Source organism: Nocardia aurea, from assembly GCF_003123685.1.
Classification (GTDB): domain Bacteria; phylum Actinomycetota; class Actinomycetes; order Mycobacteriales; family Mycobacteriaceae; genus Nocardia; species Nocardia aurea.
In genome coordinates, this window is the sequence record NZ_QCYJ01000115.1 from 241,336 (window position 1) to 261,002 (window position 19,667).

The 19,667-nt window shown below is 65.1% G+C and carries 17 protein-coding genes; 14 read left to right on the forward strand and 3 right to left on the reverse strand.

Features of this window, described 5'->3' with window-relative positions; translation table 11 throughout:
* The first annotated feature begins 166 nt into the window (after window positions 1-166).
* The 8 genes from DAT37_RS27250 to DAT37_RS27285 all read left to right on the forward strand — a co-directional run bounded on the left by DAT37_RS27250 (window position 167) and on the right by DAT37_RS27285 (window position 8,738).
* Window positions 167-1,186, forward strand: a complete 1,020-nt coding sequence (locus DAT37_RS27250) for a phytochrome family protein (protein ID WP_109527695.1) — start codon at window positions 167-169, stop codon at window positions 1,184-1,186.
* A gap of 51 nt (window positions 1,187-1,237) precedes the next feature.
* Window positions 1,238-3,127 (forward strand): type IV secretory system conjugative DNA transfer family protein, encoded by a 1,890-nt coding sequence (locus tag DAT37_RS27255; RefSeq protein ID WP_109527696.1) that lies wholly within the window; start codon window positions 1,238-1,240, stop codon window positions 3,125-3,127.
* A complete protein-coding gene (locus DAT37_RS27260; protein ID WP_109527697.1) occupies window positions 3,124-4,032 on the forward strand; it encodes a DUF4913 domain-containing protein in 909 nt (302 codons plus the stop codon). Before DAT37_RS27255 ends, DAT37_RS27260 begins: the two co-directional genes overlap by 4 nt.
* Window positions 4,029-4,925 carry a hypothetical protein gene (locus DAT37_RS27265; RefSeq protein ID WP_109527698.1) on the forward strand — a complete coding sequence of 299 codons (897 nt, stop codon included), beginning with the start codon at window positions 4,029-4,031 and terminating at the stop codon, window positions 4,923-4,925. Before DAT37_RS27260 ends, DAT37_RS27265 begins: the two co-directional genes overlap by 4 nt.
* On the forward strand, window positions 4,922-5,839 hold the full coding sequence (locus tag DAT37_RS44330) for a hypothetical protein (RefSeq protein WP_157978721.1): 918 nt from the start codon (window positions 4,922-4,924) through the stop codon (window positions 5,837-5,839). Before DAT37_RS27265 ends, DAT37_RS44330 begins: the two co-directional genes overlap by 4 nt.
* Before the next feature lie 172 nt (window positions 5,840-6,011).
* The gene (locus DAT37_RS27275) at window positions 6,012-6,878 is read left to right on the forward strand and encodes an MBL fold metallo-hydrolase (protein ID WP_157978722.1); all 867 of its coding nucleotides are present in this window, start codon (window positions 6,012-6,014) and stop codon (window positions 6,876-6,878) included.
* A gap of 65 nt (window positions 6,879-6,943) precedes the next feature.
* A complete protein-coding gene (locus DAT37_RS27280; RefSeq protein WP_157978723.1) occupies window positions 6,944-7,618 on the forward strand; it encodes a GNAT family N-acetyltransferase in 675 nt (224 codons plus the stop codon).
* Window positions 7,619-8,102: 484 nt separating this feature from the next.
* A complete protein-coding gene (locus DAT37_RS27285; RefSeq protein WP_198654449.1) occupies window positions 8,103-8,738 on the forward strand; it encodes a TetR/AcrR family transcriptional regulator in 636 nt (211 codons plus the stop codon).
* A gap of 66 nt (window positions 8,739-8,804) precedes the next feature.
* On the opposite strand, the gene DAT37_RS27290 is transcribed toward DAT37_RS27285, so the two are convergent.
* Window positions 8,805-10,508: an acyl-CoA synthetase gene (locus DAT37_RS27290; protein WP_109527703.1), complete on the reverse strand. Its 1,704-nt coding sequence runs from the start codon at window positions 10,506-10,508 to the stop codon at window positions 8,805-8,807.
* 236 nt (window positions 10,509-10,744) lie between these two features.
* Here DAT37_RS27290 and DAT37_RS27295 point away from each other — a divergent pair, with 236 nt between their 5' ends.
* Window positions 10,745-11,671 (forward strand): NAD(P)H-dependent flavin oxidoreductase, encoded by a 927-nt coding sequence (locus tag DAT37_RS27295; protein ID WP_109527704.1) that lies wholly within the window; start codon window positions 10,745-10,747, stop codon window positions 11,669-11,671.
* Between the two features lie 279 nt (window positions 11,672-11,950).
* Here the strand turns inward: DAT37_RS27295 and DAT37_RS27300 are convergent, their stop codons facing one another.
* Together DAT37_RS27300 and DAT37_RS27305 are read right to left on the reverse strand one after the other, a co-directional pair.
* The gene (locus DAT37_RS27300; protein WP_109527705.1) at window positions 11,951-12,625 is read right to left on the reverse strand and encodes a GDSL-type esterase/lipase family protein; all 675 of its coding nucleotides are present in this window, start codon (window positions 12,623-12,625) and stop codon (window positions 11,951-11,953) included.
* Window positions 12,622-13,911: a helix-turn-helix domain-containing protein gene (locus tag DAT37_RS27305; RefSeq protein ID WP_157978724.1), complete on the reverse strand. Its 1,290-nt coding sequence runs from the start codon at window positions 13,909-13,911 to the stop codon at window positions 12,622-12,624. Before DAT37_RS27305 ends, DAT37_RS27300 begins: the two co-directional genes overlap by 4 nt.
* 391 nt (window positions 13,912-14,302) lie before the next feature.
* On the opposite strand from DAT37_RS27305, the gene DAT37_RS27310 reads away from it, so the two are divergent.
* The 5 genes from DAT37_RS27310 to DAT37_RS27330 all read left to right on the forward strand — a co-directional run bounded on the left by DAT37_RS27310 (window position 14,303) and on the right by DAT37_RS27330 (window position 19,667).
* Window positions 14,303-15,451 (forward strand): cytochrome P450 family protein, encoded by a 1,149-nt coding sequence (locus tag DAT37_RS27310; RefSeq protein WP_109527773.1) that lies wholly within the window; start codon window positions 14,303-14,305, stop codon window positions 15,449-15,451.
* Between the two features lie 61 nt (window positions 15,452-15,512).
* Window positions 15,513-16,766, forward strand: coding sequence for a cytochrome P450 family protein (locus DAT37_RS27315; RefSeq protein ID WP_109527774.1), 1,254 nt, complete (start codon window positions 15,513-15,515; stop codon window positions 16,764-16,766).
* Between the two features lie 10 nt (window positions 16,767-16,776).
* Window positions 16,777-17,469, forward strand: a complete 693-nt coding sequence (locus DAT37_RS27320) for a 6-phosphogluconolactonase (protein WP_157978725.1) — start codon at window positions 16,777-16,779, stop codon at window positions 17,467-17,469.
* A complete protein-coding gene (locus tag DAT37_RS27325; protein ID WP_157978726.1) occupies window positions 17,466-18,533 on the forward strand; it encodes an ROK family protein in 1,068 nt (355 codons plus the stop codon). Before DAT37_RS27320 ends, DAT37_RS27325 begins: the two co-directional genes overlap by 4 nt.
* A gap of 6 nt (window positions 18,534-18,539) precedes the next feature.
* Entirely contained in the window at window positions 18,540-19,667 is a 1,128-nt protein-coding gene (locus tag DAT37_RS27330; protein WP_109527709.1) for a sedoheptulose 7-phosphate cyclase, read from the forward strand.

Sequence of the window (19,667 nt, forward strand, 5' to 3'; positions counted from 1 at the left end):
GGCGCACGACATGAATGTCCATTAAGAGCAATGCTTTTCGTCGATGTTTCGGTCACGGGTACTGGCCGGGCATCGAACCTGTATCGCCGGGGACGCTTCGACATCTCTTCAGTTAGTTCGGAGGCACCCCCATGCCCACCACAACATCCCATCGAGGTCGACCGTCATGAGTTGGCCCGATACACAACCGGAATCGACCACCGACCCCGCCTACTACCACGACGCCGCCGATCCTCGGGAAGCGGAGCTGCGTGCGGACTTCACCCGGTTCCATCAACTGCGACTGATCGCACCGTTCGGTGAAACACCGGACCAGGTCACCGAATTCATGAACCAAGCCCACGACCTGGCCGCGAAATGGCGTAACGCCGGACACGCCGAACAGCGGCTGTGGACCCAACTCGATGCCGCCAGCGCCACCTTCCAATCACGCCCGGTCACCGCTGTCGGCGCCTACGGCACACTCGCACAAGCCAGGGCCGCCGGAGACCCGACGGTCGATGAGCTGACGTGGCGGACCCTGCGGCAAGCAGCGCAGATCACCGGCCGGATCGAACCCGGGATCAACGGCTCGACCCAGGACGGTGCACGCTCCCGCCCCCAAGACAGGTCTGCGGGCCGCACCGCTGATCCGGCCAGCGTCCTCGACCGCGCCCTGGGTGGTCGCGGACCCGAGATCACCAGTCTGGCCGAAGTCGACGCGATCATCGCCGCGACCGACGACCTCCTCGCTGCTGAGGAACATCATGGCGACCGCGACACCGGCGCCGTCGAACGCGAAGTCACGCAGCGAGCCGCGTTACGCCGGGTGCAGGACTTGACCGCCGAACACACCCGCACCAGCGAACGTTTCGCTGGTGTCGTCAGCCACGACCAGGACCTGCTGGGGCGGTTGGAGGATCTGCTCGGTCAGGTCCGTGACGCGCGGATCGAGGCCGCGACCGCCGGTGCCACACAACCCGACATCGACGCCGCCTACATCGCCGGACGCGACGGCACCTACACCCACCACAACACCACCGAGACCGTCGCCGTCAACGATACGAACCTCACAAGCGGCGTCGACGCAGCCATCGCCGCCGCCATGACCGACCTCGACCAAGTCGGCGAGCAACCAAGTTCCGATGCCGACACCGACATGGCGCCCGAGTACGGAATCGATCCCGATCTGGGGGTGGCGGTGTGAAAAACCCAGCACCCCATTCGCTTTTCCTGAACACATACGAGGAGTCCGGTCATGATCTCGACACGTGAGACCCGCCGCCGCAACAAGGGCGGGCTCGGCGAGGAAACCACCCTCCTACTCCTGGCCCTCGCGGTGCTGGCGGTCGTGGTCACCGTGTGGGCGGCGTTGGCGCTCGGTAGTTGGTGGGCCGGGCTGCCGGTCACCAAGCATCCGGTGACCGCGCTGCTGCAAGTTGCCCTCGGTCAGCATCAGTGGCCGTGGCAGGCCACCGCCCTGCTCGTGCTGTTCCTCGCTGCTGAAGTGGTATTGGTGGTCGGCTGCTGGCGGCTGCTGCGGACACCGAGTGAACTCGATGCCGCCGCGCGAACGATGCAGCGACCCAACAAGATCCGAGTCGGCCGCGTCCAGGACAACCTGGCCGCCAATCAGCGGTTGTTGCTCGACGCGGCACCGGAGATACGGGAGAAGAAGGGGCCGCCCTTGGGAAAGACCGTGGTCGGTGGTGTGGAGCTCTATGTTCCGGCCGAACTCGGGGTGACGATCGCGGCGGGCACCCGTACTGGCAAAACGATGGCGTGGGCGATCCCGGCGGTACTCGCCGCGTGGGGGCCGTGCCTGGCCACCTCCAACAAACCTGATCTGTACCGCCACACCGTCGGCGGACGCGAAGACCACGGCACGATCTGGCTCTCGGACCTGCAAGGTGTTACCGGGACTCCGGTGTGTGGGTTCTGGGTCAACCTCCTGGCCCAGGTCACCAACCTGCCCGCCGCACGGAAACTGGCCGGGTTCTTCGTCTCCGCCGCTTCCGGATCGGCGTCTCAGGCCGCCAACGCAAAGGTCGATTCCTATTTCGATGGTGGCGCTCAAGAACTTCTCGCGCTCTACATGTTCGCGGCGGCGTGTGCGGAGGGGGATCTGTTGCATGTGGCCGAGTGGCTCGGTCGTGATCAGGACGCGACTCCGGCGATGATCCTGGACGCCTACGGCCAGCACCGTCCCGCCGACCGCATCCGTGAATCCCAGGCCCTCTACGCCCGTCAACGTGACGGTCTCTACGACATGGCACGCCGGTTCCTCAACGTGCTGGCCGACGCCGACTACGCCCGCATGATCACCCCACCCGCCCGCACCCACCTGCGGGCCATCGAAGAAATCGATGAGCGGACCGGCAAACCCGTCCTCGTGGTGCACAAGAGCGAACAACCCGCCACCCACGACCTGCCCCAATTCGAACCGACGGAGTTCGTCACCTCCCACGACACCGTGTACGCGCTGAGCATGGCAGGACCCGACGGCGCCACACCACTGACCTCGGCGCTGGTCGGACAGATCCTCGAAGCCGCCCTCACCACCGCGCGTGCCCGTCCGGATGGGCGCTTGGCGGTGCCGCTGCTCGGGGTGCTCGACGAGGCCGCCAACTGCGCCCGCATCTCCGAACTGCCCTCCTACTACACCTACGCGGGCGGTTGCGGGATCATCCTCATGACCATCCTGCAAGTCCTCGAACAGGGCGAAGACCTGTGGGGCGTCAACGGTTTGAAGACCATGCGCGCCCAATCCATCGAGGTCTACGGCGGCGGCATCGCCGCGGTCGACTACCTACAGCACTGGTCACAGATGACCGGACAACACGACGTCGCAGACCGCTCCCACAGCCACGGCGCCAACGGCATCAACCGCACCCTGTCCTGGCGCGCCGAACCCATCCTCGACATCTCCCACCTCGCCGCACTACCCAAAGACCGGGCCATCGTCCGACTACCAGGCCACGGCCCGGTGGTGGTGTCCAAAACCTGGTGGCAGGACACCGAATACGCACCCCAAATCCACCAGTCCCTGCAACGGTTCTCTGCCCAAACCGAGACCGTCCTCACGGTCGCGGTACCCGACGCGGGTGACGGCGATGGCGATGGGGACGTCGAGGCGGGAGCGTCGTGACCGCCACCAACCCGCAACCCACGGCCGCGAACCCGAGTAAACCACCGAAGAAGCAGCCGGCGAAGCCGTCGTTTCCGCATTTCGTGGACTTCGCCGAGAAATGGCTGCTGCCGTTGATCAGCGTGCGTTTAGCCGAAGGCCAGCGGGAGAACACCTACACCTGGTGTGAACAGTGGTGGGAACACCGCCCGGTCGCGGTCCGGATCGCGCACCTACACACCGCGTTCGAAGCCTCCCGCGGCCCCGGCGCCAGCGCCTACGTCGGCACCCATGTCGATGCCCACTTCCGGGTCATCCTCGACGCCGCCAAAGGCCCCCTACACCGCTGCACTCCCCGCGAACACATCGAAACACCGTCATTACCCAGCGAACCGGTACCCGCCGACAAAACCGGTCCACCACCTGCCGGTGAATCCGAGACCACACCGCCGACCAGTGAGGCTACGGACAAGGAGCAGAAGAAGCCCCCGCCGCCGAGGTTCGCCCACCACACGCTGTGGGTGCGGCAGTGGCTGCTGCCGGTGACCGCGGTGCGGATCTCGGCCAACCATCGAGAAAACACCTACACCTGGTGCACGCGCTGGTTCGACCATCACGGTGTCGAACTGCGATTCGCACTGTTGCACAGAGCGTTCGAGGCCGCGGTGATCGCCGAGGACAAGGCCGCGATGTCGAGTCTGTTCACCCGCCAGATCGACCCCGCCATGCGGCTGATCCTCGACGCCGCCAACGGGCCCCTCCACCGCTGCACACCCGGAAACCACCAACCACTACCCAGCTTGGGATCCGCGCGGGTACCCCGCCAGTGGTTCGGCCCGGCGCACGCACGGATCCCGGTTGAACGTCTCGGGTTCGCCCCCGACTTCCGCGCCTACCGGACACCCGGTGAGGGGGGATCGTCGTGATCGAGCCGACCCAGCGGCAAGCCGCCGTCCTGCAGGCGTTGCAGAACCACACCGTCGCCGTCACCGAACTCCTCACCCAGGCCACGAAGTTCGACGGACCCGCGCCGCAGTCGTGGCTGGTCGACTACCACCATCACGCCGTGGCCCGCGCCGACCTCGCCGCCGCCGCGGCAGCGGGCGGCGTACCACCGGTGTGGATCGAACATGTCCAAGCCCGCGGCGAACGCGGAATCGCCTATCGACCCGAGATGTACCTGCGCGAACCCGACCCCACCGATTGGGACCGGGTCCTCGGTGACCTCACCACCGACGTAGCCAGGTTGAGGGAGTGGGCGGGCTTGGACGTCGCGCACCGCGACCTGGTCCCAGACTCCCGGGCAGCAGCGCTGCGCACCAACATCGAGGCGCTACGGATGCGCACCGCCGGGGTCGCGAATCTGCTCGGACTGGACGCCGAGGAAGGCGAATTGCTCTGGGGCGACACCACCGTCTGGGCGCAGGAAGCCGCCGCCACGCTCGCCGAGGTTCCCGCTGAACAGATCACCCACCGGTGGCGCGCCGCCGCCGAAGTCGACACCCGCGCCTACGCGGGGCAAGCCACCGCGCTGTCGATGGTGGGGATCGCGGTCGATACCGCCGCCGCGCTGCCTCCGGCCGAGGAACTCTACGAGGCGATCAGCGCTGAACTCGACCCGGTTCAACCATTGTTCGTTGCCGCGCGCGGCACTGATGCGGTCGGTATCGAGGCAGTAGTCGCGGCTGCTCTCCCACAAGACCCCGACACGGCCGTGGCCTTCAGTCACCTACCCGAGCCCGAACAGGCTTCGGGCTACGACCCGAGCGACCTCGAGGCCGTCCCGGTGTTCCTGTCCGCGGACGGAGCCGAACTGTGAACGCCGTCCCGATGCCACTGCGGGTGCGCGATATCCCCGCACGACAGGCCCAGGCATTGCAGGAGATCCACCACCTGGCCGCGGAGAGCAGCCGCCTGCGCAACGCGGCCTCCGCACCTAAGGCGAGCGACCGCGATCGCCTCGAACAGATCAACGCCCTCGAGCGCGACCGCGGCCTGCTCGAAATCCGGACCCGCGCCGCCGGTATGCCCGCGAGCTGGGTCGACGTTGCACGGCGACTCGGAGTTTCGCGCCAACCCTGGTCCGACGCTCAGGTTCTGCCTCCGCAACGTGCCACCATGACCCGCCGCAACGGCAGCCGTGTCGCTCTCGATACTCACGTCCTGGTCGACATGGCTGCCGTCGAGGTCGTGCACGCCCACAAATACCAGCACCACCGCATGACGGCCGACCCCGACTCGGCTGAGGCCCACCAGTTCCGGCGCAACATGACCGCACTGTGGCAACGCGCTGTCGTCACCGCCAACGCCATCGACATGGACCCCAACCAGCGTGGCCGCCTCATCGACACCGCCAAGACCGATCTGACTCGACGAGTCAGTATCTACCGGGACTACAGCCTCGACGACATCGACACCCTGTGGCACCCCTACACCAGCGGACGCCTCGGCGACGAAGTCCGCAGCTCACTGCGCAAACACCCCGACCGAAACAATCTCGGCCCCAATGCAGTCGACGAACCGATCCTGCCGTCACCACAGCAGTGGCGCGAACACGCCCGCACCAGCCTCGACAGCGGCGGCATTGCTGAACCCGGCGATCGAATCGCTGCCGCGGTGGCCGCCGCTGTCACCGAGCAGGAATCCCCCGAGTACTGGGACCCAGAGATCGACCCGCACACCGCTGAAATATCGGCGCCACAGTCCTCGACCGAGACCGGACCCGACCCGTGACCACAGGTCGATTCCGTTGCGCATCTGCGGCTTCCCTCAGCGAGCGGGCATGACTCGGCCTCACGGACGACGCGCCTGCACTCACCCCGACATCCGCCGACGCCACCGGCGTCGGCGACCACCCATGATCCGAGACGACCGGTCTCGGATCCGATATCCAGGAGAACTATTCATGACCGCCAGCAATGATTCCCTCACCCGCGCCGCCGGTTTGCGCAGTATCGACTTCGGTGAGCATCGAGTCACCTACCTGCCCGACGGGGTGGCCCGGATCGACCCGCACATGTGGCTACCCGAAGCCGACGACATGATCTGGTCCGAATACCGCAGTCTGATCGACGCCGACGGCTACCTCGCCGCCAGCGTCGGAGCGGTCATGATCGAACACGGCGACCGGGCCATGCTGATCGACGCCGGATTCGGGCCACTAGCGGTGCCCACCGACGTCGGCACCCTCACCGGTGGCCAACTCATCGACAGCCTCACCGCCGCCGGGAGATCGGTGTCCGACATCGAATTGGTCGCGATCACCCACCTGCACATGGACCACATCGGCTGGCTCTGGCAAACCCACCCCGACACCAGCGACTTGGTCTTCGCCGGGATCCCGATCCTTGTCGGTGACCTCGAATGGGCCCGCCAGGATCTGGCGATCGCCGACCTCACACCCCGAGAAGTCCTCGACGGCTTCGCCGCCCAAGTCCAACCCATCACCGACCACGACCGCGAGATTTTCCCAGGCGTGACACCGATCGCCACCCCCGGGCACAGCCTCGGACACACCGGCTATCTACTGCGTTCCGGTCCGCGACGACTGATCGTGTTCGGCGACGCGTTCACCACCCCAGCCCAAATCCAATACCCCGAGCTGACCGCCCGAGGCGACGACGACCCCGCCGCCTCCCGCCGTACCGCAGCCTGGCTGCTGGATGAACTGGGCCGCCCCGACACCTGGGGATTCGGAATCCACTTCGCCGACATCCAATACGGCCGAATCACCAACACCCGTGACGGCCAACAGCAATGGACCACGGAATAGCCCCACAAACCATCACCACCGAGGCGGGCGACCACGCCCGCCTGGGTGCACGAAGGGAGACATCCATGCTCGGACAACATTTCACGGGACGCGCTCGCGTCGACATCGACCGGCCTCCTCGACGTATCGCCGTCCGGTCCGTGGACAGCGAATCCGAGCTACTACGGTTCGTGGGCTGGGCGCAAGAGTCCGGGGTGGGTGGCCCGGAGTTCCTGGTCGATCAGCTACTCGGGTTCCACCACGACGGGCTACTCGGCGTTGCCGCCGACACGACCCCGCGCACGATCGCGGAAACCCTCGACAGCCACGGCGTGCCCTCTGCCGCAGCCACCCGCACTACGGTGGCCGTCGCGGTCCTCGACGGCCGACTCGTCGGAGGGATCATCGCCGGACCCGCGGTCTGGCTGCTGACCCGGGTCTTGGCCAACAACCCCGACCAACTGCTGCCCGCGTTGTTGCGCACCGTCGAAATCCAAGTCCTTGCAGTCGATGACCAATACCAACGCCGCGGTGTCGGGACCGTTCTCGTCCGCGCCGCTCTCGCCGCGGCCCGAACCATGAAAGCCCATGTCCTGCACGGGCAGATCCTCGACGACCCGAGCCTGGCCAGTTTCTATCGAGGCTGTGGACTGACTGTTCATCGCCCAGGAACCGGGATCGACTTCACCGAACTCGCCGCCATCGACCTCACCGTCACCATCGACGACGAGCAACGATTCCTCACCCGCGTCCTACGATGATCGTTCCACAGGACTACGCCCACACAACGACCCGATGGCCGGGACCGGTTCGTCCGCTGACGAGCCTAGTTTGCAAGGTCGGTACTTCGTGGCCGTCACCGGCGGCGAGGGCGTCTTAGCCGGTGGTCACTGATGCATCGCCGAAGATCAGATCGTTCGGTGTGGTCAGGCTATCGAGGCGAGCGCAACGCCTGCGGCTAGGACGGCCGGGACGCGGTAGGTGTTGGCGTAGCTGCCGGTCGTGGCGGTCAGCGCGGTTCCTTTTGACGGATCGCTGGTTGCCGAGCTTCCCAGCGGAATCGATCGTGAGGTCCGCTCCGGTGGAGTGCGTTCTGTGCTGTTCCGGAGTGAGTCTGAAACCCTTTCGGGTGCCGACTGATATGCGGGCTGGAGACGGTGTAGGTCGAGCCGGTGTCGGGGTGGGTGCGCCGAGGGCGCGTCCACACGGCGCTGCCAGCGTGGCGGGGTTGGTTACTGTTTGTCGGTGGACAGTTTGAAACCGAATCGGCGCAGCCAGGTGGAACGGCGCGCTGAGAGTGAGGGCAGGTTGCTGTCGGCGACTGCCGCGTTGATCGTGGAACGTGGGCTGAACAACGTTTCGCTGGCCGAGATCGGCAGGCGCGCTGGTTACAGTCATGCGCTGGTCAATCACCTGTTCGGTACGAAGATCGCTTTGATCGAGCGGTTGAACAAGGTCGTCGACGAGTTCTATTGGGAACACACCAAACACACGACGGAACTGAGTGGTGTGGACGGGCTTGTGTCGTTCATCGCGGTGTATCTGCGTTTGGTGACCGGTGAGGATCCGCTCGGCCGTGTTCATGTGGTGCTGTGGGCCGAAGCGATCGCGGGCGCGCCGGAGATCCGGTCGTCCCGCGCGGACTGGGATCGCCATTTCCGTGAGGGCGTCGGCGCGCTCGCGGCTCGCGCGGCTGGGAGTGGTGTCGATATCGACACCACAGCCTTTGTGCTCGTCGGCATGCTGCGTGGGGTGGCGATGCAGTTGTTGGTCGATCCAGCGTCGATGTCGGTGGACGTGGCGATCGCGGAGGTGTCGCGCCTGGCTCGTGAACTGGTCGGCGCGACGCCTGCGGCAGCGAGCGAGAACGCCGATCGCTGATCAGCCTGGGTAGGGCCTGTGTCATACGGTCAGGAGTCGTTTGTCACCTGCTGACGCACCGGACACTCAGCGCATTTCTCTGCGATCGGCTGCGACGGCTTGTTCGCGGGCCCAGCGGTAGTCTGCTTTCCCCGCCGGACTGCGGGCGATCTCGGGGCAGATCACCACCGCTTTGGGAAGTTTGTATCTGGCGATGGTTTCGGCGGCGTGCGCGAGGAGTTCTTCGGAGCCGATCGTAGCCTGGTCCAGGAGTTCCACGATCGCGACGACCTCGTGTCCCCATCGCTCACTCGGACGACCGACGACCAGGACGTCCGAGACGGCGGGGTGGGACGAGAGCGCGAGTTCGACTTCCTCGGCGAAGATCTTCTCCCCACCGGAGTTGATGGTGATCGCGTCACGGCCCAGCAGCTCGATGGTGCCGTCGGCGAGCAGGCGCGCGCGGTCCCCGGGCACCGCATACCGCGTACCGTCTATCACCGGGAACGTGGCTGCGGTCTTGGTCGGGTCCCCTTTATAGCCCAGTGGGGTATTGCTCCGTACCGCGAGCCAGCCGATCTCGTCGTGACCGGGTGAGAGCACGCCCCCGAGATCGGCTGCCACCACCGCGGTCGCCGGTCCTGCTGTGAACGTGCCCGTCGACACCGCCTGGGCGGTCGACATGTGATTGAGTACCACCCCGGTCTCCGAGGAGGCCACCGCGTCGAGCACGATCAGTCCGGGCACCGCCGCGATCCAGTGCTGTTTGACCTGCGGACTCATCGTCGCGCCACCCGAGGCCAGCGTTACCAGCGATGACACGTCCGCACCGGTGGAGTCGATCGCGTCCAGCAGCGGGCGCGCCATCGCGTCACCCACCACGACGAGAACTGCGACACGTTCGCGCTCGACCGTGCGCACGACATCCTCGGCGTCGAGGTGATCGACGACCCCGGAGAACACGACCGTCTGTCCCAGAGTCAACGCCGACAGTGTCGCCCACTGTGCCGCGCCGTGGATCAGCGGCGGCAGGATCATGATCTTGACGCCCGGATACGACGCGGACCGCGCGCCCAGGGATTCGTAGGACGGCGCCACGTCCTGCCCGGTGATCGCATTGCGTCCACCGCACGCGGCCATGAACACGTCGTGCTGACGCCACAGCACCCCCTTCGGCATCCCGGTGGTGCCGCCGGTGTAGAGGACCATCAGGTCGTCCGCCGACGGTCGCGGCAGCCCTGCGGACTCGGTCACCGAAGCTATGGCTTCCTCGTAATCGACTGCGCCCGGGAGCAATTCGTTACCCGAGTCGTCGGCGATCTGGATCAGGACCCGCAGATGCGGCAACTCGGGCAGTACCTGGGCGACCTGCGACGCGAACGCGGAGTGGTAGATGAGCGCAGTCGCGTCGGCGTCGGCCAGCAGATACCGAAGTTCGTTCTCCACGTAGCGATAGTTGATGTTGAACGGCGCCACGCGCGCCCCCAATGCGCCGAGTATGCCTTCGAGGTACTCGTTGCCGTTGTAGGCATAGATTCCCAACAGATCCTGCCCGACCTCGTGGCCCGCCAACCGGGAACGCTCGACGTGCGCCCCCAGCCCTCGCGCATGCAGATAGGAGGCCAGCTGCCGCGATCGTTCCATGATCCGCGCGTAGGTCACCCGTCGATCGCCCTGCACGATCAACTCTCGATCCGGGACTGCGGCGGCGGTGGTCGCAGCCGCCTCGACCAGCGTGAACTCCGAAACCGGTGGGGGCGACGATGCGGACTCGGTCACCGGGTGAGACATGGGTTCCTCCTTGGTCCTGACAGATCCTTCACGAGACAGGCTAGACAGACTGTAAGTCTTACGGGATGCTTTTCAATAACTTCCTTTACATTCAGACAGTAAATAGACGCACTGTGCTGACGAGTCCCGGCACAGCCGGGATCGGCGGCCTCGCGCACCCGCTGCCGGGGTATGCCGGCAAGCTCTGCTCGGCACAACAGTCACTTACTTGATGATCAGAAAGTATGGTGTCGAATATGAACATATCGGTCGGCGAGTTCCTCGCCGCGTTCCGGATACCGCTCATCGCCGCCCCCATGACCGGCGTGTCCGGTTTCGACTTGGCAGCGGCGGCAGCAGCCAGCGGCATCGGCGCGTCGTTTCCCGTGCACAATGCCGCCTCTGCGGACGAACTCGATGGTTGGCTCGGGGAACTCTGTCGGCGGCCCGGTCTGATTCTGCCGAACCTCGTCGTACACCGATCCAACGCGCGACGCAGCGAAGACCTCGCGGTCATCACTCGGCATCCGATTCCGGCGGTGATCACGAGTGTGGGGTCCCCCGCTCCCGTCGTTGAGCCGTTGCACGACGCGGGCATCATGGTCTTCTCCGATGTGGCGTCGCTGCGGCACGCAGAACGCGCCATCGCCGCAGGAGTCGACGGGCTGGTTCTGCTCACCGCCGGTGCCGGGGGCCAGACCGGTTGGGCCAATCCTTTCACCTTCATCCGCGCGGTCCGCCGACTGTGGGACGGACCGCTCGTACTGGCCGGAGGAGTCACGGACGGCGCGGCGATGCTGGGTGCCCTCGTCGCGGGATGCGATCTGGTGTACATGGGAACCCCGTTCATCGCCACTACCGAGAGCGCGGCACACGAGACCTACAAGCAGGCCGTGGTCCGCGCCTCGATGGACGACATCGAGTTGACCACCGCACTCACCGGACTCTCGACCAGCATGATCCGAGCAGACGTTCCTTCCGATTCACTTTCCTCCGCCGCAACAGAATTCGATGCCACGAGGGTCGCTGGTGATGATCACCGGGCACTGTCGGTCGCAGCCCAGATGTTCAGCGCCGGGCACTCCGTCTCGGGCGTGCACGGGATCGTCGCGGTCTCCGAACTCGTCGCACGCACCGAAAGCGAGCTCAAAGCAGCCGGTATTCGAATCCCCGCACACTACTGATCACCACGCCACCGATCAGCAGGTTCACCATCCAATCCGCGGGTGCGCAGGGGGGGTATATCGGCGCTGTTGGGATGAACGATGGTCGAGTCACCCGCACCCTTGCAGAGGAACCCGTAGCGACTACGGATCATCTCCCGACAGCAACAGTTCGAGCGGTACTGGCGCACATCAGGATTCAACCCGATTACCTGGTCGTGTGGGGCGCCCCAGATATTTCATCGGCCGCGCATCGCGTGCGATTCGGCTGATTTCGGCGCAGCCCATCTCGGGTCGGTCTCATCTGGAGCCAGATGAAAGGTGACTTTTTGGTGCGATTTTCTGCGCGATCAGAGATGAAAGCGGGTCGTGTGAGTCACGGCTCAGGTGTATCCCGTCGTCGCCTGGAAAGGCGACGGTGGCTGCGTCTGCGAACAGGACTTTGCGTTTGTCTGCGAGACGTTGTATCGCTGCGCCGAGTTCGCGTGATTTGCGTGCGGAATAGGTGTCGTACTCCGAACTGTGCACGGCGAAGCCAGGTTTCGTCTCATCGAGATGGATGGGGCTGACCAGGAGGGTAGCTGGCACGTCAGAATTCCAGGTCCAGGCCGTGTGCTCGATGTTGTCGATATAGCCTTCGAGGGCGGTGGCGATTTCGTCGGTTTCTCGGCCGAACTTGGTCTTGAGGTCGTTGTTGCCCAGCATGATGATCACCATGTCCAAGGGGGAGTGGCTGCGTAGACAGGGTTGGAAGTATTTTCGACCGTTGCGGTCGTCACGGTCGGGGTCGTCCAGGTCGGTGGTGCGTCCACCGAGACCTTCCTCGATGATCGCGTATCCGGTACCCAGTCGTTGCTGTAGCCGCCCGGTCCAACGGACGTCGGCCGGCCATCGACCGCGCCCCTCGGCGGGTTGGCCGAAGGTATTGGAGTCGCCGAAGCACAAGATGGTGAAGGCGGCGGGATTGACGATCAAGGTCGGGTTCCTACGGGTTGGACGGATATACGAAGGTGCGTGGCGACATCGACAAGGCCAGCCAGTTGTTGCCTGCCTCGACGGGCCATCAGCTCGTCGGTCAGCGTGTGGGCCAAGGGGATGTGACGAACGAATTCCGGCGCCGTCGAGCACGCCCGACGCAGTGTAGCGACAGCTCCCGCGTCGTCTCGGTTGTGTAGTTGCGCCTGTGCGACGTTGATCAGCCGACGGCTCAGCAGAGTAGGCGGGATTCCGGTGCCACCATCACTTGCGGCTGCGGCAAGTTCGAGAGCTGCTTGCGGGCGATTCGCTTCGGTTTCATTGATAACACCGAAGCTGGCAGCCGAGGTGTGGCCGAACACATTGGATGCCTCTGGTCTAGCGACATAGTCGTCTTCCAGCTGCGTTCCGGCTGATTCGCACAAGCGCAGATATCGCCGCGCTTGTCGGTGGTCTCCCACGCGGGAAGCGGCGAAGGCCGCGTAACACAGGAGTTCTCCCCAGATGGAGATGTGACGTGGGGTGGCTGTCGACAGTCGCGGTTCGATTTCGGCGGCGGCGTGTTCGGCGTGTGCGGCGGCGTCGTCGTACATTCCGCCTTTCGCCAACAGCCACGAATGCGATCCTTTGATTGCGGCCCTGGTCAGCGCGTCACCGCATTCCGTCGCCAAGTTGTCCGCGCGGAGAAGTGCCAGAGCGGCCAAGTCCTCCTGGGCTACGTAGCCCAGGAGGTTCGATGAGGCATGCAAGAGCTGAGCAAGCGAAATCTTGGCCTGACGTTGTGATTCACCCTTCATCACTTCGGCAGCGGTGAAAGCGCTCGCCAAGACGGCAGGAAGTATCTGTTCCATCTCGTCGAAGCGGGCGGAAAAGAATAGATCCCACGTGCGCGCTACTGCCATCGTGAGTTCGGGTTGTGTGCCTGGTGGTATTTCTGGAATGGCCCCCATGAGCACTCGCCGCAGATGAAACACACGGTCCTGGTGCACATCACTTGAGTTCTCCAAGTATGTGTCGCCATCGGAGTAGGGCGCCGCTGTAGGCGCGTAGGTGGCTGCGGTGGTAAGACATTCGGTGAGTAAGGCAGCGAGATGATCGACAGATATTTGCAGTGCTTCAGCGAGTTTGGGTCGCATTCCGGCGTGTGGCTCGCTCTTGCCGGCTTCCCAGCGGACCACCGTCGACCGCTCCACATTGAGATGGGCAGCCAGAGACTCCTGGGTGAATCCCCGCGCCTTGCGACGCTGGGCGAGCCTGCGGCGCGCTCCGTGTCCGGCACCTGACATGGTGACCCCCTTTCTGCCCTTCATAACCCGAGTTCAGCGGGGCAATGCCTCTTTCGCGCCTCAAAAGTGCCCAGTGGATGCTCTGGTCGGTGACCGCTGAGAGAGGTTGGCTTCAGGGTACGGCCCGCATCCGCAGATCGCTGCACCAACTCATGGCAGGCGAGCCGACGTCTATGTCCTGGGTTGGCGGGAGAAGTCAGTCGCCACAAAAGATTTCGGGGTTCGCTAATTGGTTACCACGCTCCCTCCACTGCTCACGCACCAAGGCGCACAGTCGCCGCCACCGGGATTCCTGGTCAGACAGCGGCTTGGACCGAGCGGCTTGGACGGACCTGTTTTCGCGTTGCACTCCCGGGAGTTCGCGCGGGATCCGCACGGCTTCTACGCCGAAATGCGCCGCTATCACCCCGATTTTGCACGCGTCGAGTTGGCGCCGGGTCTGGTGGCGACGTTGGTGATCGGGTGGGGTCGCGGGGTACAGATCCTGCACGATGCGGAGCGGTTTCGTGCAGACCCTCGCCGCTGGCAGGCGACGGTGGATCCGCGGTGCCCGGTTCTGCCGATGATGGGAGACCGTGACAACGCGTTGCGTAGCGACGGGCCCGCCCATGTGAATTACCGGCGGGCCACGACAGCCGCGCTGGAGGCGGTGGACCTGCGTGAGCTGCACGCTGTGGTCGCCAAGCACGGCCGTGACCTCGTGGGGGAGATCGCAGGGAGCAGCAGGATGGACTTGGTTGCGGATTATGCGGGGCCGTTGGCATTTCGGACGATCAACACGATGATGGGCTGCCCGACCGAACTCGGCGAACAGCTGGCCGAGGGCTTCGCGATGATGTTCGAAGCCGTACCCGACCCTCAGCGGGTCGACGCGATCATCGATGCCGCGCTGGGCGCACTGATCGATCTCAAACGCGCCGAGCCTGGTCGTGATATCCCGACCAGGCTGCTCGAACACGCGGGCGGTATGAGCGAGCGGGAGCTGCGCGAGCAGATCCTGACCATGTATGCCGCGGGCATCGAGCCCTTGCAGCACCTGGTGGTCAACACGCTGCTGCTGATCATGACGGACAGGCGGTTCGGGGGAGAGGTCGTCAGCGGGGCATGCGCGACGCACGACGCGTTGAACGAGGTCTTGTTTCGTGATTCGCCGCTGGCCAATTTGTGTGTCCGGTATCTACGTCAGCCGGTTCTCTTCGACGGTGTGATCCTGCCCGCAGACCAGCCGGTGCTCATCGGCATGGCAGCCTGCAACACCGATCCCCGGGTCAACCGTGCCCCTGACGCGCACGGCTACGTCGACTACTCCCGCAACGCCTCCCATCTGAGTTTTTCGGCGGGCGCGCATGACTGCCCTGCCCGCGACATTGCCTATCAATGCGCCGCCGACGCGGTCGACGAACTACTGGATTTCCTGCCCGATCTGCGGTTGGGCTGCCGCCCAGAGGATTTGGTGTGGAGATCCGGGCCTTTCCACCGCGCGCTCCAAGCCCTTCCAGTGGCCTTCACTCCGCTGAGCGCGCGACGCACCCACCCCTGACCGCGCGCCCGAGCTTTCCATCGAGCACCTGCTGATCACACCTCGCATCTTGGAGTCCGGCATGACCGATCTGAAATCCGCCCCCGACCCGTACGTGCTCGATGTCACCGGCGCGAACATTCCCGGCGAGGCCGCCCGGCTGCGTGAACGTGGGCCGCTGGTCCCGGTGGTTTTGCCGGGCGAGATACGGGCCTGGGCGATCACCACGGCCGACCTGCTCAAAGAGCTGTTCGTCGATCACCGGGTGTCGAAGGACACCTACCGACACTGGCCCGCCTTCCTCGCTGGTGAGATCCCCTCGGATTGGCCGCTGATTACGTGGGTCAGCGTCCGGAACATGTTCACCGCGCACGGCAGAGACCATCAGCGGCTGCGCAAACTCGTCGGTCCCGCCTTCACAGGTCGCAGGGTCGCCGCACTACGGCCACAGATCCATCAGATCGTCAACGACCTCCTCGACGTGTTGGCCGCGCGTCCTGACGGTGAGGTGGTCGATCTGCGTGAGGAATTCGCCGCCCAGGTGCCGGTTCGGGTGATTGCCGCATTGATGGGCGTGCCCGATCTGCTCCAGCCACGGTTGCGGGTGTGCGTGGAGGAGATCTTCTCCACGGCCCCTGCGCGCGATCCGGCCCTCACCTTCGCCGAGATGGTGGAGTTGTTGACCACTCTCGTGGCGCTGCGTCGCGAGAGGCCGGGCGAGGACATGACCAGTCTGCTGATCGATCACCGTGACGAGGGCGACCGGCTCACCGAGGAAGAACTCGTACACACACTGCTGTTGGTGATCACCGCTGGGTTCGAGACGACGGTGAACCTGCTCGACCAGGCGATCTATGAGCTGTTGACCCGGCCCGAACTCCTCGCTCGAATCCGCGCGGATACCGTGAAATGGCCGCATCTGATCGAGGAGACACTGCGCTACGCGCCACCGGTCGCGACCTTGCCCCTGCGCTACGCGGTCACCGATTTCGACATCGCGGGCCAGCATGTCACCGCCGGTGATCCCATCATCGCCGCGATCGCCGCCGCCAACCGCACCGCGATCCCGTCTGGTCCCGACGTCGACGAATTCGATCCCAGCAGACCGACGACCGAACATCTGAGTTTCGGCTACGGACCGCACTACTGCCTCGGTGCCGGACTGGCCCGTCTCGAAGCCACGGTAGCGCTGCCCGCTCTGTTCGCCCGGTTCCCGGACCTGACGCTCGCCGTCGAACCGGCGTCCTTGACGACGCTGGACAGTTTCATCAGCCACGGCCACCAGGAACTACCGGTGCAGCTGACCCGCGTCCCCGCATCTGCGAATGGCCGGTAGGGAGTACCCGATGTCGTTCACCTGCCGAGTACTGGAAACCGCCGGGACCGTCGCCGTGGCCGCCGCTGAGATAGTGAGCGCGAAGATCGAGGAGGCGATCACCGACCGGGGTGAATGCGTGCTCGCGGTGACGGGTGGCTCGACCCCGGTGGAGACCTACCGGCGATTGACTTGTTTGGACGTGGACTGGACACGAATCTGTCTTGTTCAGACCGACGAACGCATGCTTGTCGATTCCGGTGTCCGCAGTTCGGCGGGGATCGAGGAGATCTTCGGCCTCACAACGAATGGTGAGCGTGGAAATCGCCCGAACTGGTTTCCGATCCCGGATGGGCCGGCCGAGCAGATCGCGGCCCTCTACGACAAACAACTGTCGGTCGTGCGCCCGGTGGGTGTGCCGGATATCGCGATTCTGGGCGTGGGTATCGACGGCCACACCGCATCGATCTTTCCTCGAGACCTCGACGCGCAGCGTCCCGAACGCGCGATCGCGACGACGTGCGACGGCCAGGCGCGCGTGAGTTTGAGCGTGCCGTATCTCAGGGCGGTGCCGACCCGGCTCATCCTCGCGATGGGACCAGCCAAAGCTGCCGCCGTGGCCGCGATCCGCAGTGCGGCAACCCCTTTGTCTCCGGCGGCGGTGATCCTGGGTGATGATGGCTATCTGCTTGTCGACGAGCCGGCGGCGGGAACCCGATCGTGAGGCGGGAAGCGCTCGGTCCGGTGATCGTTTTCGATCTCGGTGGCACCTGGTGGCGCTCGGCGATCCTGGACGCCGATGGCGTGTTGTTGGAGGTCGAGATTCATCCGGCCGTGACGCGAGCGCGGACCGGCAGTAATGCGGCGTCGTTGCAAGAGTTGATGATTCGACATGTGCTCGACCGGTCTCGGGTGTTGGCTGCGCGGCGGCCGGAGGTTGTGGCTGTCGGGATCTCGATCGGTGCGGCGACCAACGGCCACACCGGGCAAGTGCTGGCCAGTGCCCCGCTATGGGGTGACTGCACCGATCCGGTCGACCTTGAGGCGGCGTTGTCCACGGCCGAACCAACGTTGCGGTGGTGGATCGTCAACGATCTCACCAGCCTGGCGATCGCGATCGCCAGCAACCCGCTCGTGCGGGAACGCGGCCCGAGATTCCTGACCGCGGTAACGGTGAGCAGTGGTATCGGCGCCCGCACCATCAACGTCGAGACCGGCTGGGTGGACCTGGATCCCGTCCACGGAGTCCAGGGCGAAATCGGGCATCTCCCCAGCCTCACGACCGGTTCGTCACTGTGGGGTGAGCCGCGGGTGTGCGACTGCGGGACTGTCGGACACGTCGCCGCGATCTCCTCGGGCACCGCGATCGACAAACAACTCGCGGGCCTGGCCGACATCTTGGGATTGGCCGACCCTGATACGGGGTCGCGGCTCGCGCGGTTGCGCGCCGGACTCGACGCGGGCTCGCAGATCGCGCGGGCGTTCCTCGACTATGTGACCGCTCCTCTGGCGCGGGCGTTGCTGTATCTGATGGCGGTCGATGCCCGGGTCGAGCAGGTTGTGCTGGCCGGTGGGGTTCTCGACAGTCTGGGGGAGCACTACCTCGCGAGTGTGTATCGCAATGCCGAGGCCGACGGGCTGTATCTGATCTCCACCTACCAGCCGACGGTGTTCCGCGACCGGATCTCCCGGTGGATGTCCGATGGTCTCGATCCCCTGCGCGGGGCGGGCGAATACGCGCGCCGTCGACTCGACGGCGGGCGCTCGGTAGTACCGGGAAAGGAGTGAGGAGGAATGGAACGTCAATGGTCGGTTGATGCGACACAGGCGATGTCGTATGCGATCCGGCGCACCCGCGGCTGCCTGGAGCCTGCGAATCCGGATCTGGCCGACGTTGTGGGAATCGATAACCGGCGATCTCTGATCATCGTCGACTCCACGGTGAGCCATCTCTACGGTGCCCGGATTCGCGGCTACTTCGACAACCACGCCGCGACGTACACGGTGCTGCCGATCGAGACGGGCGAGGCGGGCAAGAACGCCGACACGGTCGGGCGGATCGTGCGTGAGTTCGACAAGTTCGGGCTCAGCCGTCGTCGTGACGCGGTCGTGGTTGTGGGTGGTGGGGTGCTCACCGATCTGGTCGGGTTCGCCGCGAGTATCTACCGGCGCGGTGTGCCCTACATTCGGGTGCCGAGCACGCTGTTGGGGATGGTCGATGCCGCTGTCGGGGTCAAGACCGGTATTAACTTCAACGGCCGAAAGAACCGTCTCGGCACCTACTTTCCGGCCACGCACACCCTGATCGATCCTGACTTCCTGGCAACTCTGCCCGCCCGGCAGATCGCCAATGGAATGGCCGAAATCATCAAAATGGCACTGGTCAAAGACCATGCCCTGTTCGAGGTGATTCACCGCGAATGGGTCAGCGCACACGACTTCGCGGCCGACGCCACGGTGAGCGGGCCGGTGATCGACGCCGCGATTACCGCGATCCTGGCCGAACTCGAACCCAACCTGTGGGAAGAGGATCTGCAACGCCTGCCCGACTTCGGGCACACCTTCAGCCCCGCGTTCGAACTGGCCGCCACGCCGATGCTCTTCCACGGGGAAGCCGTCGCGATCGATATGGCGCTGTCGTGCCTGATCGCCCACCACCGCGCACTCATCGACGAGCAATCCCTCACCCGCGTCCTGACTCTCATGGCACGGATCGGGCTGCCGTTGACACATCCCTGCCTGAACCGAGACCTCCTCGCCGCCGGACTGGCCGACTCGACCCGACACCGCGACGGACGCCAGAACATCCCCCTGCTCACCAAGATCGGAACCGCCATCTTCGCCCAAGACATCCGCGTCGAGGAACTCATCGACGCCGCACACGCACTGCACCCCCTCCATGTCCGGCTCGGGCGAGAGTGA